Here is a 15077-nt window from a genome sequence, read left to right as displayed (position 1 = left end):
CCCGCCGGCACTTCACGGCGGGATGGGGCAGGTGGTTCATCCGCGGACAGAACCGGCAACTCGGGGCCTGCGACCAGCCGAGCGCGAAGGCCGCCTGATGGGATACAGCTACTACACGCTCCCCGACGGACGCGACGCCGGCTATGCGGTCGAACTGAACCTACTGTGGCCCCCGTCCGGCGAACGGGCGGGGGCCACAATCGATTACTGCAGTGCGACCTTCACGCCACCGGAGAACGGCGAGTCGTGGAACTCGATGGTGACGTAGTTCGTGCCCGGCGGGATATCGAAAACTACGACTCGGTCCAGCGAGAAGCCGGGATTCAGATCCTGGCTGTATCCATCGTTGTTATTCGGAATCGCGCGAGCGCCATCGCCGCTGGCGGTGAACTCGCGGTCCTGATCGTCGATCAGGATCTGTTCGTCGCCCCAAAAGGTTCGCTGCTGCTTGCCCGTATTGGTGACCTTGACCGATACGAGCACGAACTCACCCTGCGCGGTCGCCTTGCTGTAGCCGTCCTGCAGGAAAGTCTGTCCGCGTTCGATCTTGGTGACCACGAACTCGAACTGCCCGTCCCGAACCGCGGAACCGGCAGGGGCGACACCCTTTCTCGGCTTCTCGGCGGGTGCTGGTGCGGCTGAGATGGGTGCTCCAGGCTGTTCGTTCGCTGGTTGTGCTGCAGCGCTTGTCGACGTCTTGCTGGCTTTCGTTTTCGAATCGCTGCTTTCGCCGATGCCGAGGAGGCCGAGGCCGCCGCAGCCCAACAGAACAACAGCGAGCAACACCCAGGGCCATGTCGCGGCCTTCTTCGGTGGTGGCCGCATGGGGTATTGCTGGGGGTGCCGGTACTGCTGTGGGTGCTGGTATTGCGGCGGGTATCCCTGGGGCTGTTGCGGCTGGAATGGCTGCTGTGGCCCCGTTGGTGGCGGGTAGTTCACGGTTCCCCAAGGCTTGTGCGGGTTTTCGGCAGCTTAGCGTGTGGTGGCCCGCCGGTAACTGACATTGCGTGCCACCGTGGCCTACTCGGGACGCGTCCAGCCGACAGCGCGCATTCGTTCTTCGACAGTTTCGGGGTGGTGTGCGAGTAGTGCATCGATGAGATGTTCGATGCGGATCTCGCTGGCGTTGGCGCTGTTCGCGATCGTGAAGGATTGCTCGAACAGGGCCTGCATTTCCGTGCTGGGCAGGATGACACGTTGGGAGGGCTGTCCGGAACTGTGGGGCGGGTTCACGGGCTGTCCAATCGAGTCGAGGTGCTTGCACCATGATCGGATCATTTGCAACCGAATGGTCCTATTTGTCGTGTTACTGAGTCGCGATGACATAGCTGCGCCCCAGGATTCGCAACCGCTCCTGGGGCGCTGCACCTCCCGAAGTCAGGGCACTGTCTCGGGAAGGTGTTCGGGCTAGCGGCGGAACAGCCGCGGGCTGTCCTGGCCGTCGTCGTCCTTGTTGACGGGCTCGTTCCAGTTGTCGCCGGCCTGGCCGTTAGGGCCGGGTTCGTTGATCGAGAGCATCGTTCACACCTCCTTCCCTATGCCAGTAGGTTCCCCAGTTCGGGCCTGTGCCAATGCGCTTGTATCCGTTCGCTGCGACTTCCCGGCGCCCGCGGTAGGTCGCCTTCCACAGCGTCTCCTGCTCGTGGCGCACGATGGCGGTGGCGAATCCCCAGGATTGAAGCCCGCCGCCGGCAGCGAGACGGACCTCGTCCTTGCTGAGACCGGTCTTCTCTTGAAGCTCTGCCGTGGTGAACAGGTCGTCCGGCGGTTCGCTGAGCACGAGTGCTTCGAGCACTTTGGCGTCGTTGTTCATCAGGCGCACCCCCTTGCGGGGGAGTACTCGGCGTAGGCAGGTCTGCTGATTGCGCGCCGGCCGCGATCAGTCGATCGCCACCTCGCAGGGCCTTGCGGAGTAGCGACCGCGAGCCCGGAGGCCTTTAGTCCCAGCAACGCTCGGCGGATGGACGTTTCAGGTATTCCGGTGGTGCGGGTCAGGTCCCGTACTGTCACTGCCTCGGTGACGCTCGAACGTGGCAGTGCGGCAAGAATTTTCGCTTGGTGTTCGGTCAACGCCATATCAGCGCCCCTCGTCGTCTCGTCGTCTGTGCCGTCGTCTGGGGCGGCTCGGGGCGGGACGACGATCCGACCCCGAGCGGCCTACATCGAACGGTAGGTGCGGCCCGGTTCACGGTCGATGAGTTTGCAGAGACTTGCAGCAATCCGGTTGTAGCACCACGAAACTGGACATTCTGCGGGACGATGGTTGAGCAGCGGTGCAAGACCCTGCACACCCGTAGGCAAGGAACAAAGCTCATGACTTTGCGATTTCTCGGCCGAATCGGATCGAACAAGGACGAGTGCCCGACACTGTTCGCCGCAGACAACGGCTACGTAGTCGTTGCCTGGAAGACTGAACAGAACGACATCGTCGAGATCCCGCACGCACTGCTGGGGTTCCTCGAAAAGAACACCTACCTGGACGTGCCGCTCACCGACACCGGGCGCGGGACGTTCGCGCTCAGTGGTAAACCGGTCGTCGATCCAGAAGTGCTGTCGCAGATGAAGATCGAACCGTACGAGACCGCGATCGAAGTACCCAAGGCAGAGAGGGACTATTACGGTGGACTTCCGTCCCACGATTGAGCTACTTCGCGAAGCACGGCACGACGCCTTCCACCTGGAAGTCCGAGACAGCTACGGTGTACCCGGAGAGGATGAGCCGTTTCAGCGGTTCCTCAACTCTGAACCGTTCGACTACCGATCCTGGTTCCAGGACTGGACGGAGTTCGTGCAGGAACTCACTGCACGACAGGTGTCTGTGAGTCGTCTGCGCGTAGTCACCGTCCCTCACAGCGACTACGTGCGCTGGTCGCTGACTATCGCGCCGATGAACGTCGAAGCAGGCGAGGACGTGCGCTACTTGCCTCGCCTCGACGCTGGACAGGTTCCGCCAGATGACTTTTGGGTGATCGACAATCGAGTGGTCGTGTACAGCCTTGTAGGCAAAGACGGTCGCTCGCCAGGCGGAGCGGCGGTCAGTACCGATCCTGAGCTGGTCGCGTACTGCCAGCGCACCAGGGAACGGCTTTGGCGGCTGGCCACGCCGTTCTCGGACTATGCACAGCTGACTCGGAAGTGACCAGCTCAGTTCAGGAGCAACGGGAAGCTCTCGGCAAGCGACTCCGTGAAATACGCCGAAGGGCGGGAGTCACCGGCCGAGGGCTTGCCCGTGTCGAGGGGTGGCACGAGTCGAAGATCTCCAAGCTTGAGTACGGAGTCACTCGGCCGTCGGATGACGACATCCGCGCCTACTGCCGGCATTGCGACACCGAAGACCAGATAGATGATCTGCTGGCGGTCCTCCACAACATCGACACCGCCTATGTGGAGTGGCGCCAGCAGTTGCGCACCGGCATGGCGAAGCGGCAGCGGGAGTCCAGCCGGGCGGCTTCTACTGCGACCTTCATACGCAACTGGGAACCGGCCATGGTCTCGGGCCTCCTGCAAACCGCCGACTATGCCGCGGCCGCGATGGCGAACGTAATCGCGTTCTATCAAATTCCTGATGACTTGGACGACGCGGTCGTGGCGCGTATGGAGCGCCAACGCATTCTCTATCAGCGCGGCAAGCGATTTCACTTCTTGCTGGGCGAGCAGGCTTTGTACACGACCTTCGGTGACGAGTTGATCATGATCAGCCAGCTCGATCGCATCAATTCGATGATCGGAATGCCTCACGTGTCTCTGGGGATCGTTCCCTGTAGAGCAGAGGGTTTGGTGGTGGTGGAGAACTTCTTCATGTTCGACAACCGCCTCGTCAAGGTTGAAGGACACTCGGCGGGCATCACCATCACCCAACCGCAGGAGATAGCCCTCTACGGTCGCGCCTTCGACACCCTGGCAGAGCAGTCAGTGACCGGCGACGACGCCCGAGCCCTGATCATGAGGGCGATCGAGGCCCACCGCTCCGGCGGTCAGTAGAACCGCCAGCAGACCGCAGCTGTGCGGCTGGAATTGTGACGAGTGAGCGATCGTCGATCGCGCGAATGACGGCCAGGATGCCGACAGCAATCAGCTCGGGTTGATCGGTTGGGATGTCATGGCCGGCGTGGTCGGCGACAACGAGTAGCGCGTCGATCTTCTCGGCCAGGAGCTGCTGCCCTTGCTGCCACTGCTCATCGAGTTCCTCGGGCGTGCGGGGTCCGTACTCTTCGGCCTCGTCGGGTGTCAGACGCAGCCACCGGCCGACGGCACTTCCCACCACGACTGCGGGCGTTGGCGGCCATACTGCGTCCTGTATTTCGGCGAACGATCCAATGGGGTCCAGTCTCGACGACCCCGGCTTGTCCTCGCCGCCTTCGTGCTCCGGCCAGGTGCTGGCGCCCAGGTGGTCCAGAGTGGTGGCGTCGACAAGAACGATCCCCGCGGTGTTGTCGGCATATCGCTCGCTGTACTTGAGCGCAATCAATCCGCCGATCGAGTGCCCAACGACCAGGTGGGGCGTGTCGATGCCGAGTTTGTCGAGCAGTACGCGCAGCTCGTCGGCGAGGTCACCGAGTGTTCGCGGCTGATCGCGCAGATGTGACGGGAGTGGGCCGCTGGCGCCGATTCCCGGCCGGTCGTAGGTGATGGTGGGTTGTCCTGGGAGATGGGTGAGGACGTCGTCCCATTGATCTTGGCTTGTGTCCAGGGCATTGATGAACACGATGGGTACGAGCGAATCACCCGATACGGGCGAGACCGCTACTTCGTAGCCTAGGTCGACTTTATCGAATCGCCGCATGCACAACAGATACCACTTCGAGAGTGGCTCCGCTGTGAATCACGTTGCGCTGACGTTGGATTCGCTTTCAGATTGCACCGACAGTGGTGTGTCAGGTTCGTCAGTAGCGGTCGTCCATGTCGGTGAAGGCCGGCCGGTCCCAGAACGTGTCGTCATCCTCGTCGAGGTCCGGCTCTTCGTCGTCTTCGCGTGTGTACAGCCGTACGAGTGCGTCGTCCAGGTTGGGTGCGGCACCGTAGAGGCCCGTGGTGAATCGGATGACACCGCCGACGTCGGGGTAGGCGAGCAGTTCCAGCGCTGCCGCGACGTCTGGAACGGTGGGGCTGGGGTCGATGCCGTGGCGCACGGCGGACCATACGTCCGCGGGCGCGAATTCGCCGTCGTGTTCTTCGTCGGGGAGTGCTAGCAGAATCAGGGAGGCGATGACACTGCCGCGGCCTGGTTCGGTCATGGGGTGCCCTCGTTTCGCGGTGTGATGGCGCGTTGGGAGCACCATTGGGTGATCTGGATCTTGCCGAGGCGGTTCGGCGTTTCGAGGGTGCAGCTGATGAGTCCGATCCAGGCCCCGTTGTTTGCCCGTGCCCAGGCGTGGAGGTGGCCTTCGATGCGTCCGGAGAGTTCGAGGCCGCCGGCGCGGACGCGTAGTGAGAGTTCGTTGGCGCCGAAGGTGGGGGAGTGGGTGGGGATGGCGGTGCCGAGGTCGATGGTGACTGGCCGCGGTGAGGTGATCTCGCGTCCGAGCGAGGGCGGGATGTCGGGCCAGTGTTCGAACATATTTGCGAATGATTGCCCGGTTTGCGCCCTTCGCTAACGATTGCTGTCAGATTGCTATCTGGTGGACGGCTGCTGGTGGCGCGCGGCCGTCCTCGTCGTCGGGCGAAGGTGTGGTGAGTCTCGACGACAAGGACGTTCCGGGACGTGCAGTGCCAAGTTTCGTGCCATAATTTTCCGGGACGGTGCAGGTCGGTCCGGGACATCGCGGGACATCGTTGGTGATCATGGTCCTGACCGGGGGTGCGATGAAATCGCCTCCCAGCCTGCGCCTATGCTGCCATTCATGCGTATCGGACTGTCGATCAATTACACCGACGGCTTCAAGGAAATCGCCGCCGAGGTGGCCGATCTCGAGAAGGCCGGCCTCGACATCGTGTTCGTGCCGGAGGCGTATTCGTTCGACGCGGTGAGCGCGATCGGCTACCTCGCCGGCAAGACCGAGCGGGTCGAGCTGGCCTCGGGCATCATGCAGCTGTACACCCGCACGCCCACCCTCACCGCCATGACGGCGGCCGGTCTGGACTACGTCTCGGACGGGCGGTTCATCCTCGGGCTGGGCGCCTCGGGCCCGCAGGTGATCGAGGGCTTCCACGGCGTGCCCTACGACGCGCCCATCGGCCGCACCCGCGAGGTGCTCGAGATCTGCCGCAAGGTGTGGAAGCGCGAGCGCCTCGAGTACAACGGCAAGTACTACACGATCCCGCTGCCCGCGGAAAAGGGCACCGGCCTGGGCAAGCCGCTCAAGCTCATCAATCATCCCGTGCGCGAGGACATTCCGGTGCTGCTCGCGGCGCTCGGCCCGAAGAACGTGGAGCTCGCCGCCGAGCTCGCGCAGGGCTGGCAGCCGATCTTCTTCCTGCCGGAGAAGGCCGATGCCATCTGGGGCGAGTCGCTGAAAGCCGGTCTGGCCAAGCGTGATCCGAAGCTGGGCGATCTGCAGGTCTTCGCCGGTCCGGCGCTGGCGATCGGCGACAACGTCGAGCCGCTGCGCGAATTCGTGAAGCCGCATCTGGCGCTGTACATCGGCGGCATGGGCGCCAAGGGCAAGAACTTCTATCACACCCTGGCCACCAAGTACGGCTACGGCGCCGAGGCCGACCGCATCCAGGAACTGTATCTGCAGGGCAAGAAAGATGAGGCCGCCAAGGTGGTGCCGGACGATCTGGTCCGCGACGTCTGCCTGATCGGTTCGGCCGGTTTCGTGAAGGAGCGCGTGGCCGCGTTCCGCGAGGCCGGGGTGACCGCGCTGAACGTGGTTCCGCTGGCGGCGACCTCCGCCGATCGGGTCAAGCTCGTCGAGCAGCTGCGCGCCATCTGCGACTGATCACCGAGTCGACGACGCCCCGGCCGTTCGTGACGGCCGGGGCGTTCTGCGTTTCGGGGACACGCGCCCGCGTCGTCGCGGGCGGGGAATCGGTCAGTTCTGTTGCAGCGCGGTGAGGGCCTCGGGCAGCGTCGGGTGCAGCGCGAAGACCTGATCGAGATTGGTCATGCGCAGCTGCCGCCCGGTGGCGGGCCCGTCGGCGACGACGGCGATGCGGGTGGCCCCGGCGCGCTGGTGCGCGGCCACGAGCGCGGCCATGCCGGCCGAGGCCAGGAAGCTCACCTCGGACAGGTCGATGATCAGGGCGCCCGGCTTGCCGCCCAGGATGGATTCGATCGCGTTCTCGAGCGCGGGTGCGGTCGCCAGGTCGACTTCACCGATCACGGCGAGCACGGTCGCATCGTCGTGGACGGTGACCGAGGTGGTCATCGTTTCGCCGAGTGGATACGCGTCTCCGGAAGTGTTGGTCACCTAAGAGACTCTACAAGTGAACGGTGGCGCAAGTGTCCGCAACAGCCTCAGCTAACCCGCATAGCGCTGGTAGGCAATGATTTTGGCCGGTGTGCACACGCACTCGGGCGAACGGTGCGGGCAGGGCTTACCCGTTCTCGGCGAGGTGAAACACTCGCGATGAATCTCGCATGTCGGTGCAGGTCGGAGCATGGACCGCGGTGCACGGAACCGGCGTCGAGGGGTGTCGGGGCGGCTGAAATCCGGGTGACAAAAGATTCCGACCGGTACGGGCGAGTCGGGTCCAGGCCGCGGCGTGATCACGCTGCGGCGTAGATGCGTCGCTGACGCAGATGCGCCAGCGACGGCCTGGTCTCGTCTGCGCCTATGGCACCGACACCGGGCGCAGGCAGCTGTCGATGGGCGTGACGATCGAGCACAGGGCGGGCTCGCGGGTCGGGCGGTACTCGGCGGCGACCCCGGCGCGCGCGGTGATGTCCCGCAGCGCGGGGACGGCGGTGGTGGGCCGCCGCGTGAGAGCGGGGTCGGTCTTCGCGTCGACGGTGTACAGCCCGAAACGCGGTGCGTAGCTGCCCCATTCGTAGTTGTCGGTCAGGCTCCAGTAGTTGTAGCCGATGACGTCGATGCCGTCGGCCACGGCACGCTGGATCCAATAGACGGTGTCGCGCAGGTGATCTCCGCGGTCGTAGCCGTCGGAACGGGGGAGTCCGTTGTCGGTCGGCATGCCGTTCTCGACCACGTAGAGGGGCAGGCCCGGAAACTTCTCGGCGTAGCTGCGCAGGTCGTAGTAGATGCCCTCGGGTTCGATGGCGTTCTTCCAGAGTTCCTCGCCCACCAGCGCCGGGGTCGGCGGATTCGACAGCGACGCACCGTAATAGAAGTCGATCCCGAGGTAGTCGAGCTTGTCGCGCACCCGGTCGACGAAGAGCAGGTCGGTGAGGTTCTGCACGATGGGGTACTGCGCCACGTTGCTGGTGACCCGGGCGCCGGGCTGGCGGGCGTGGATGTAGTCGTAGATCTCGCGGTGCGCCTGCACGAGCCGCTCGAACATGGGCAGGGCGTCCAGCACCCCGATATCGCCGATCCGGATCGACTGCATGACGTAGCCCATGGGCTCGTTGATGGTCACCCACAGCGGGTCCAGCGGTGCGTACCGGTCCACCACGCGGCGCATGTTGGCCAGCCAGTCGGTGACCATGTTCTTGTTCTTCCAGCCGCCGCGGTCCGCGGCCCAGCCCGGGAAGACCCAGTGGTCCAGGGTGAGCATGGGCCGCATGCCCGCCGCGCGAATACGCTGCACGACCCGGTCGTAGAACTCGAAATCGCCGTCGTTCCAGACCCCGGCCCGCGGTTGGACGCGCGCCCATTCGATGGAGAGCCTGAACACCTTCACCCCGAGGCCGGCGGCCAGGTCGATGTCCTCGGCATAGCGGGTGTAGAAGTCGACCGAGTCGCCGTAGGTGTGGGTGGCCTTGCCCGAGTTCGCGTAGCGGCTCCAATTGCTGTCCGGGGCATGGCCTTCGGACTGGAAGCCGGCCATGGACACGCCCCAGAGGAAGTCCGGCCCCAGCGGCCGCACGGTGGTGGGCGCGCCGCCGAAGCTGCCCGTGCCGGAGCCGCTGCCCGAGCCCGATGATCCCGATCCGCCGGATCCCGATCCGCCGCTGCCGGTCGGTGCGGCGGCGGCCATGCCGGACCCGGCCAGGGTGATGACGACGGCCGACACGACCGTACAGAGCAGCCGAGAACGTCTCATGCCAGTACTTCCTCCGGGGCGATCCAGCGCGTCCCCGACATGGCCGCGCATGGTGCCCACACCCTACTGGTCACTTGTTCAACATGGGTGGTGAATGGGTAGAACCCGGGAAACCGCACGGCGGCAAGCTATTCGGTGGATCCGGCACGGGTCACAGCCCCGCGCCGGATCACCCAACCGCCCGGATCAGGACGCCGCGGCGAAGTCCCGCTGCACCTGCTGGGGATCGGTGACGCCGTTGACCAGCAACAGCTGCAACAGAATCCGGGACTTGGCTGGGTTCAGCCCGAGCGCGGACACGGTGCCCAGCTCGTCGTCGTTGAGTTCGGCGTTGCGCACTACCGCCCCGGAGCCCACCCGGCTGGACCGCACGACGAGGACGCCCTTGCCCGCGGCCGCGCTCAGCGCGCTCACGACCGGCTTGGCGGTATTGCCGTCGCCCACGCCCGCGAGCACCAGGCCGCGCGCACCGTGGCCGAGGGCGTCGTTGACCGCGGTCGCGTCCATCCCCGCGTGCGAATAGATGATGTCGACCCGCGGCAGCGGCGCGGAATCGGGCACCGGGAAGCCCAGGCGCGTCTGCTGCTCGGCGGGTTCGGCGAAGGTCACCGCGGCCGCGTCGACGTGCCCGATGGGCCCGGTATTGGGGGAGACGAAGGTCTGCAGGCTGGTGGTATTGGATTTGGTCACGTCGGTCGCGCCGTGGATGGTGTCGTTCAGGACCACCATCGTGCCGCGATCGCGCGCTGCCGGATCGGCCGCGACCTGCACGCCCGAGCGCAGATTGGCGGGCCCGTCCGCGCTCAGGGCGGTCGAGGGGCGCATCGAGCCGACCAGCACCACCGGCTTCGGGCTCGCGACCACGTGATCGAGGAAGAACGCGGTCTCCTCGATGGTGTCGGTGCCGTGGGTGACCACGATCCCGTCGGCCCCGTCCGCGGCGAAGATCTCGTTGATGCGGTCGGCCAGCTTCAGCCACACCTCGTCGTTCATGTCCTGGCTGCCGATGTTGGAGATCTGCTCGGCCTGTAGCGCGGCGATCTTGTCCAGACCCGGTACCGCATCGATGAGGTCCTGTGCGGTCGCCTCGCCGGCGGTGTAGCCGACCGCCGAATTGGCGTTGGCCTTACCGGCAATGGTGCCGCCGGTGGCGAGAATGGTGACCCGGGGGAGTGTGCCGGGGGATTGGGATTGATTCGACGAGGTCCCGGCGGCGGGTTGTGCGGCAGCCGATGTCTTTCCGGCGGCGGATTCCTCGGGGTCGTTCGCGCAACCCGCGACCAGCAGGCCCGAGCAGGCCAGCAGGCCGACGATACGGAGAATGGAACTTCGCGCCATGGAGACTCCTTCAGAATCGGGTTGCGCGCGTATGATTCTTCCGTTCAGTAGTGATCCTACGATTCTTCCTATCACGACGTGCGTTGCCTCGGAGAGCGACCGGACTTCGACATACGGAGAGTGGACGATGAGCATCGATAATCAGGTCGATCGCGGTACGGAGAAGAAGTACGAACAGCTCAGTCCGTTCGAACTGAAAGACGAACTCATCGCGCTGGCCGATGCGAATATGCGCAAGACCGCGCACGTGATGATCAATGCCGGTCGCGGCAATCCGAACTGGACCTCGGTCGTGCCGCGCGAGGCGTTCTATCTGCTCGGGCAGTTCGCCGTCGCCGAGGCAAAACTCGACTGGGACGAGTTCCCGGGCCTGGCCGGTATGCCGCAGCCCGCGGGCATCGCGGGCCGCCTGGACGAATTCCTGACCGCGCAGACCGAGACCGATGCCGTGCGGCTGCTGCGCGGGGCCGTCGAATACGGCACCGCCACTTTGGGATTCGACGCCGACGCCTGGGTGGGCGAGCTGGCCGACGCCATTCACGGCGACCACTACCCGGTGCCCGACCGCATGCTGACCCACATCGAGCAGGTGGTGCACGCCTACCTCGACCTGGCCATGGGCGGCGCCCCGGAAAGCGGCTGGGACCTGTTCGCCACCGAGGGCGGCACCGCGGCCATGTGCTATCTGTTCGATTCCTGCGTCGTGAACGGCATGCTCGCGCCCGGTGACCGCATCGCGATCATGACGCCGATCTTCACGCCGTACCTGGAGATTCCGCAGCTCGAGCGATTCCATTTCGACGTGCTCGAGATTCAGGCGTCCACGACCTCCGCCGACGGCATGCACACCTGGCAGTATCCGCCCTCGGAAATCGAGAAGCTCGCCGATCCCAGCGTCAAGGCGCTGTTTCTGGTGAATCCCTCGAATCCGCCGTCGGTCATGCTGGATTCGGCGACGCTGGAACGGATCACGCAGATCGCGACGAAGGAGAATCCGAACCTCACCATCATTACCGATGATGTGTACGGAACCTTCGTCGAGGGTTTCCGATCCCTCATGTCGGTGGCCTCGGCCAATACCATCGGCGTGTATTCGTTCAGCAAGTATTTCGGCTGCACCGGTTGGCGTTTGGGCGTCATCGCGGTGGCGAAGGACAATATCTTCGATCGGCGGCTGGCGAATATGCCCGCCGCCGATCGGGATCGGCTGACCGCACGGTATTCCAGCATCGCGCTGGAACCGGAGAAGCTGAAGTTCATCGACCGCATGGTTGCTGATTCGCGCGATGTGGCGCTCAATCACACCGCCGGGCTGTCCACCCCGCAGCAGGTGCAGATGGCGCTGTTCTCGCTCGCCGATCTGCTGGACAAGGATCTGAGCCATCGCAAGAACTGCGAGGCGATCATCGCGCGGCGGTTGACGATGCTGGCGGACGCGCTCGGGGTCGAGGCGCCCCGGGATCCCAACGCCGCCAACTACTACGTCGAACTCGATCTCATGGCGTGGGTGAAGCAGCACTGGAGTGCGGAATTCGCCGCGTGGCTCGAATCCGAGCACGAACCGGTGGATCCGGTGTTCCGGCTGGCCGAACAGGGTTCGATCGTGCTGCTCAACGGCGGTGGGTTCGACGGGCCGCAGTGGTCGGTGCGGGTGTCGCTGGCCAACCTGCGCCAGGACAGTTACGCCGAGATCGGGCGGTGGCTGCGGCAGATCATGAACGAGTACCACCGGGAGTTCCAGGACCGCAGCAAGACCAACTGACCGGGCTCGCCGCGACAGAGGACGACTTCATGCATGCGATCAAGACGTTCCTGCAGGACACCCCCGAGGCCGCGCTGTTCCTGTGCCTGGCACTGGGTTACGCGATCGGCAAGATCAAGATTTGGAAGCTGTCCCTGGGCGGCGTGGCCGGCACGCTGATCGTGGCCATCTTCGTCGGCATGGCGGGGCACATCACCGTCAACGATCAGGTGAAGAACATCGCCTTCGCGATGTTCATCTTCACCCTCGGCTACATCTCCGGACCGACCTTCTTCGCCAGCCTGAACCGAAAGAGCCTGAAGTACGGCACTTTCACGCTGATCGAGGTGGCCAGCGTGCTGGCCATCACGGCGCTGGCGACCGTGATCATGAACCTGGATCCGGGCACCGCCGCCGGGCTGCTGGCCGGCGGCGCGACCGAATCCGCGGCCGTGGGCACCGCGACCGACGCCATCGCCCGGCTGGATCGCTCCGCCGACGAGATCACCGCCCTGCAGGCCAATGTCGGTACGGCGTACTCGATCTCGTACATCTGCGGGCTCATCGTGGTGGTGTTGCTGTCGAGCCAGATCTTCCCGCTCATCATGCGGATCAACCTGCGCGAGGAAGCCGACAAGCTGTGGAAGCAGCTCGGCGGCGGCAGCGACGACGATGACGGCACCCACATGGAGGCCGCGCCCGATCTCGTCGGCCGCGCGTTCCGGGTGCAGCGCGTGGCCGGGCGGACCCTGGCCCAGGTGACCGCGGATCTCGGCGGTCACCTGACCGTGGAGCGAATCCTGCGCGGCGGCAAGGTGATCGCGGTCGCCGACGACGTGGTGCTGCTGGCCGGCGACCAGGTACTGGTCGTGGGTCCGCGCACCGCCATGGTCCCCGCCGAGACCGCCATCGGGCCGGAGATCGTGCCCAGCGCCGATCTCGAGACCGCGCTGGAGATCGACCAGGTCGTGCTGGATCACCGCCAGCGCGCGACCACCCTGGACGGCATCACCAAGCAGCTGGGCAACCGGCTGTACGTCACCGGTCTGGTCCGCGAGGACAAGGACCTGCCGTTGCGGCCCGGCATGCCGGTGCAGCGCGGCGATACCCTGAAGCTGACCGGCGCCAAGGCCGATCTCGACAAAGTCGTTCCCGCCCTGGGCTATCGACTGGACCCGACGGTCAAGGCCGACATCATCTACATCGCGCTGGGCCTGGTCCTCGGCTTCGTGATCGGCAAGATCGTGCTCACCGTGGGCACGATTCCGCTCACCCTCGGCACCGGCGGCGGCTGCCTGCTCACCGGCCTGCTCTTCGGCTGGTTCCGCTCCCGCAACCCCGAGATCGGCCAGTACGCCCCCGCCGCGGCCGATGTCATCAAGACCCTCGGCCTGTCCGTGTTCATCGCCGTGGTCGGCCTCACCTCCGGTCCCCAGGCGGTGGACCTGGTCAAGAAGTTCGGCTGGGGGCTACCGATCGCCGGCGTGCTGATGACCGCGATCCCGGCCTGCATCTCCCTGGTGGTGGCCTGGAAGTTCATGAAACTCCCCGCGCCCCTGGCGCTGGGCGCGATCACCGGCCAGCAGTGCTCCACCCCCGGCATCAGCGCCGTCCAGCAGGTGGCGGGCAACGCCACGCCGCTGATGTCCTACACGATCGTCTACGCCCTCTCCAATGTCGCACTCCCGCTGCTGGGTCCGATCGCGGTCGCCATGACGGTCGCCCTGACCTGACGCACCCCCACGGCATGACGCCCGCGCTCGATCGCATCCGGCGATCGGCCGCGGGCGTGGTGATTTCGGTGAGCCGAGTCGACAGGGCGTGGCGTCGGGCCCGGTTCTACGCCGCGACCGGGAGCAGGAACTGGGAGATCAACCAGCCGGGGTGGGTGCCGGTTTGGAGCATCCCGGTTTGGACGAGGACCGTTCGGGGCGTGCCGGTGTGGAGATCGTGCAGGTTGAGGCGCCAGACCGGGGGAACGGCGGCCACCGTGCCCTCGGCCCAGATACGGCGGAACTCGGGGTGGCGGCCGAGCTCGTCGAGGAGGTCGGCGAAGGCCGCCGCACCGCCGAAGCCACCCATGGCCAGGCGGAAGGCCTGGACCGACAGGGTGGTCGCGGCGCGCCAGTCGGCCAGCACCCGGCGGGCCAGCGGATGGGTGAACAGCCAGCGAAACTGGTTGCCGCTCTCCAGCATTCCGGGGAAGGCGCGTTCCCAGCCGGGATTGCGGAGCAGGATGTGGCCGCCCACGGCCGTGATGGCGGCGGGGTGCGGGCCGTCCAGCAGGCGCTGGAGTTCGGGGGTGACGGCCGCGCGCAACTCCCGCAGCGGCGGGCAGCCGACATTCGACAGGCCGGCGAGTTCGCGCACGTACCGGCGCTCGACCTCCGAAAGGTGTTCCACGCGATCGAGATACCGGATGACGGCGTCGACCACCTCGTGCGTGGGGTGGCTGCGCGTGCCCTTTTCGAGGTGCGTGACATAGCTGGCGCTCACCCCGGCGTTGAAAGCGAGTCGTTCGCGTGAGATCCCGCGTGCGTCGCGCAATCGGCGCAGGAGAACGCCGAAGGTCGGCGCTGCCGGTTTGCCCGCGCGCCGTTCGATGGATAGCTCCGCTGTCACGACGGTTCTCCTCCCCTTGGTCGCGCAAACGGCTGTTTTCCGGGTGCGCGACCCCTCGACTGTGTCACGAAATCGGTCGCGCCGCAGGTCTGTGAGCTGAGCAAATGTGTAGCCACCGGAGAATATGAACGCGCACAATCTGTGTGCGCGTGGACATCCGGCCGGTCCGAGGCCGGAAAAGTGTTCTGGGTCACAGTCGATTGTGTGATTGCCCCAAGTTTTCGGGGCGCGCCCGGCAACCTCGCGCTCGGTGTGTCCTACGGCGAGT

At 65.5% G+C, this 15077-nt stretch carries 16 protein-coding genes; 6 read left to right on the top strand and 10 right to left on the bottom strand.

The window, feature by feature from the left end; translation table 11 throughout:
• Nucleotides 1-204: 204 nt before the first annotated feature.
• From ABZ319_RS18860 to ABZ319_RS18850, 3 genes are all read right to left on the bottom strand, one after another.
• Entirely contained in the window at nucleotides 205-786 is a 582-nt protein-coding gene (locus ABZ319_RS18860) for a DUF4352 domain-containing protein (protein WP_354987703.1), read from the bottom strand.
• A 234-nt stretch (nucleotides 787-1020) separates the two neighbouring features.
• A complete protein-coding gene (locus ABZ319_RS18855; RefSeq protein WP_354987702.1) occupies nucleotides 1021-1233 on the bottom strand; it encodes a hypothetical protein in 213 nt (70 codons plus the stop codon).
• 256 nt (nucleotides 1234-1489) lie between these two features.
• Nucleotides 1490-1813, bottom strand: a complete 324-nt coding sequence (locus tag ABZ319_RS18850) for a hypothetical protein (RefSeq protein WP_354987701.1) — start codon at nucleotides 1811-1813, stop codon at nucleotides 1490-1492.
• A gap of 500 nt (nucleotides 1814-2313) precedes the next feature.
• Between ABZ319_RS18850 and ABZ319_RS18845 the strand changes: the two genes are divergently transcribed.
• The 3 genes from ABZ319_RS18845 to ABZ319_RS18835 are packed head-to-tail and all read left to right on the top strand — an operon-like array spanning nucleotide 2314 to nucleotide 3981.
• Nucleotides 2314-2643 (top strand): hypothetical protein, encoded by a 330-nt coding sequence (locus tag ABZ319_RS18845; protein WP_354987700.1) that lies wholly within the window; start codon nucleotides 2314-2316, stop codon nucleotides 2641-2643.
• Nucleotides 2621-3139 (top strand): DUF6879 family protein, encoded by a 519-nt coding sequence (locus tag ABZ319_RS18840; protein WP_354987699.1) that lies wholly within the window; start codon nucleotides 2621-2623, stop codon nucleotides 3137-3139. Before ABZ319_RS18845 ends, ABZ319_RS18840 begins: the two co-directional genes overlap by 23 nt.
• The gene (locus ABZ319_RS18835; RefSeq protein ID WP_354987698.1) at nucleotides 3136-3981 is read left to right on the top strand and encodes a helix-turn-helix transcriptional regulator; all 846 of its coding nucleotides are present in this window, start codon (nucleotides 3136-3138) and stop codon (nucleotides 3979-3981) included. Before ABZ319_RS18840 ends, ABZ319_RS18835 begins: the two co-directional genes overlap by 4 nt.
• On the opposite strand, the gene ABZ319_RS18830 is transcribed toward ABZ319_RS18835, so the two are convergent.
• From ABZ319_RS18830 to ABZ319_RS18820, 3 genes are all read right to left on the bottom strand, one after another.
• Nucleotides 3941-4783 carry an alpha/beta hydrolase gene (locus ABZ319_RS18830; protein ID WP_354987697.1) on the bottom strand — a complete coding sequence of 281 codons (843 nt, stop codon included), beginning with the start codon at nucleotides 4781-4783 and terminating at the stop codon, nucleotides 3941-3943. The genes ABZ319_RS18835 and ABZ319_RS18830 overlap by 41 nt on opposite strands.
• A 100-nt stretch (nucleotides 4784-4883) precedes the next feature.
• Nucleotides 4884-5234, bottom strand: a complete 351-nt coding sequence (locus ABZ319_RS18825; RefSeq protein WP_354987696.1) for a hypothetical protein — start codon at nucleotides 5232-5234, stop codon at nucleotides 4884-4886.
• The gene (locus ABZ319_RS18820; RefSeq protein WP_354987695.1) at nucleotides 5231-5557 is read right to left on the bottom strand and encodes a hypothetical protein; all 327 of its coding nucleotides are present in this window, start codon (nucleotides 5555-5557) and stop codon (nucleotides 5231-5233) included. The genes ABZ319_RS18825 and ABZ319_RS18820 overlap by 4 nt, the downstream gene beginning before the upstream one ends.
• Nucleotides 5558-5840: 283 nt before the next feature.
• Here ABZ319_RS18820 and ABZ319_RS18815 point away from each other — a divergent pair, with 283 nt between their 5' ends.
• Complete coding sequence (locus ABZ319_RS18815; RefSeq protein ID WP_354987694.1) at nucleotides 5841-6881, top strand: LLM class F420-dependent oxidoreductase; 1041 nt, start codon at nucleotides 5841-5843, stop codon at nucleotides 6879-6881.
• A 93-nt stretch (nucleotides 6882-6974) separates the two neighbouring features.
• On the opposite strand, the gene ABZ319_RS18810 is transcribed toward ABZ319_RS18815, so the two are convergent.
• The 3 genes from ABZ319_RS18810 to ABZ319_RS18800 form a co-directional block, all read right to left on the bottom strand.
• Nucleotides 6975-7310: an STAS domain-containing protein gene (locus ABZ319_RS18810; RefSeq protein WP_354987706.1), complete on the bottom strand. Its 336-nt coding sequence runs from the start codon at nucleotides 7308-7310 to the stop codon at nucleotides 6975-6977.
• A 406-nt stretch (nucleotides 7311-7716) separates the two neighbouring features.
• Entirely contained in the window at nucleotides 7717-9108 is a 1392-nt protein-coding gene (locus ABZ319_RS18805; RefSeq protein WP_354987693.1) for a family 1 glycosylhydrolase, read from the bottom strand.
• Between the two features lie 186 nt (nucleotides 9109-9294).
• Nucleotides 9295-10446 (bottom strand): asparaginase, encoded by a 1152-nt coding sequence (locus ABZ319_RS18800; protein WP_354987692.1) that lies wholly within the window; start codon nucleotides 10444-10446, stop codon nucleotides 9295-9297.
• Between the two features lie 127 nt (nucleotides 10447-10573).
• Between ABZ319_RS18800 and ABZ319_RS18795 the strand changes: the two genes are divergently transcribed.
• The gene (locus ABZ319_RS18795) at nucleotides 10574-12208 is read left to right on the top strand and encodes a bifunctional aspartate transaminase/aspartate 4-decarboxylase (protein ID WP_354987691.1); all 1635 of its coding nucleotides are present in this window, start codon (nucleotides 10574-10576) and stop codon (nucleotides 12206-12208) included.
• 29 nt (nucleotides 12209-12237) lie between these two features.
• On the top strand, nucleotides 12238-13920 hold the full coding sequence (gene aspT, locus ABZ319_RS18790; protein ID WP_354987690.1) for an aspartate-alanine antiporter: 1683 nt from the start codon (nucleotides 12238-12240) through the stop codon (nucleotides 13918-13920).
• 106 nt (nucleotides 13921-14026) lie between these two features.
• On the opposite strand, the gene ABZ319_RS18785 is transcribed toward aspT, so the two are convergent.
• Nucleotides 14027-14809 carry a helix-turn-helix domain-containing protein gene (locus tag ABZ319_RS18785; protein WP_354987689.1) on the bottom strand — a complete coding sequence of 261 codons (783 nt, stop codon included), beginning with the start codon at nucleotides 14807-14809 and terminating at the stop codon, nucleotides 14027-14029.
• Between the last annotated feature and the right edge of the window lie 268 nt (nucleotides 14810-15077).

It is taken from the genome of Nocardia sp. NPDC005978 (assembly GCF_040614455.1).
Classification (GTDB): domain Bacteria; phylum Actinomycetota; class Actinomycetes; order Mycobacteriales; family Mycobacteriaceae; genus Nocardia.
The sequence above is the reverse complement of the archived record's forward strand: the minus strand, read 5'-3'. Positions and strand labels throughout refer to the sequence as shown.

Bases quoted from the DNA above. Each gene is read 5' to 3' on its own strand.
- ABZ319_RS18810 (WP_354987706.1), bottom strand. From the start codon at position 7,310: ATGACCACCTCGGTCACCGTCCACGACGATGCGACCGTGCTCGCCGTG.
- ABZ319_RS18845 (WP_354987700.1), top strand. From the start codon at position 2,314: ATGACTTTGCGATTTCTCGGCCGAATCGGATCGAACAAGGACGAGTGC.
- ABZ319_RS18820 (WP_354987695.1), bottom strand. From the start codon at position 5,557: ATGTTCGAACACTGGCCCGACATCCCGCCCTCGCTCGGACGCGAGATC.
- ABZ319_RS18795 (WP_354987691.1), top strand. From the start codon at position 10,574: ATGAGCATCGATAATCAGGTCGATCGCGGTACGGAGAAGAAGTACGAA.
- ABZ319_RS18815 (WP_354987694.1), top strand. From the start codon at position 5,841: ATGCGTATCGGACTGTCGATCAATTACACCGACGGCTTCAAGGAAATC.
- aspT (WP_354987690.1), top strand. From the start codon at position 12,238: ATGCATGCGATCAAGACGTTCCTGCAGGACACCCCCGAGGCCGCGCTG.
- ABZ319_RS18830 (WP_354987697.1), bottom strand. From the start codon at position 4,783: ATGCGGCGATTCGATAAAGTCGACCTAGGCTACGAAGTAGCGGTCTCG.
- ABZ319_RS18800 (WP_354987692.1), bottom strand. From the start codon at position 10,446: ATGGCGCGAAGTTCCATTCTCCGTATCGTCGGCCTGCTGGCCTGCTCG.
- ABZ319_RS18805 (WP_354987693.1), bottom strand. From the start codon at position 9,108: ATGAGACGTTCTCGGCTGCTCTGTACGGTCGTGTCGGCCGTCGTCATC.
- ABZ319_RS18850 (WP_354987701.1), bottom strand. From the start codon at position 1,813: ATGAACAACGACGCCAAAGTGCTCGAAGCACTCGTGCTCAGCGAACCG.
- ABZ319_RS18825 (WP_354987696.1), bottom strand. From the start codon at position 5,234: ATGACCGAACCAGGCCGCGGCAGTGTCATCGCCTCCCTGATTCTGCTA.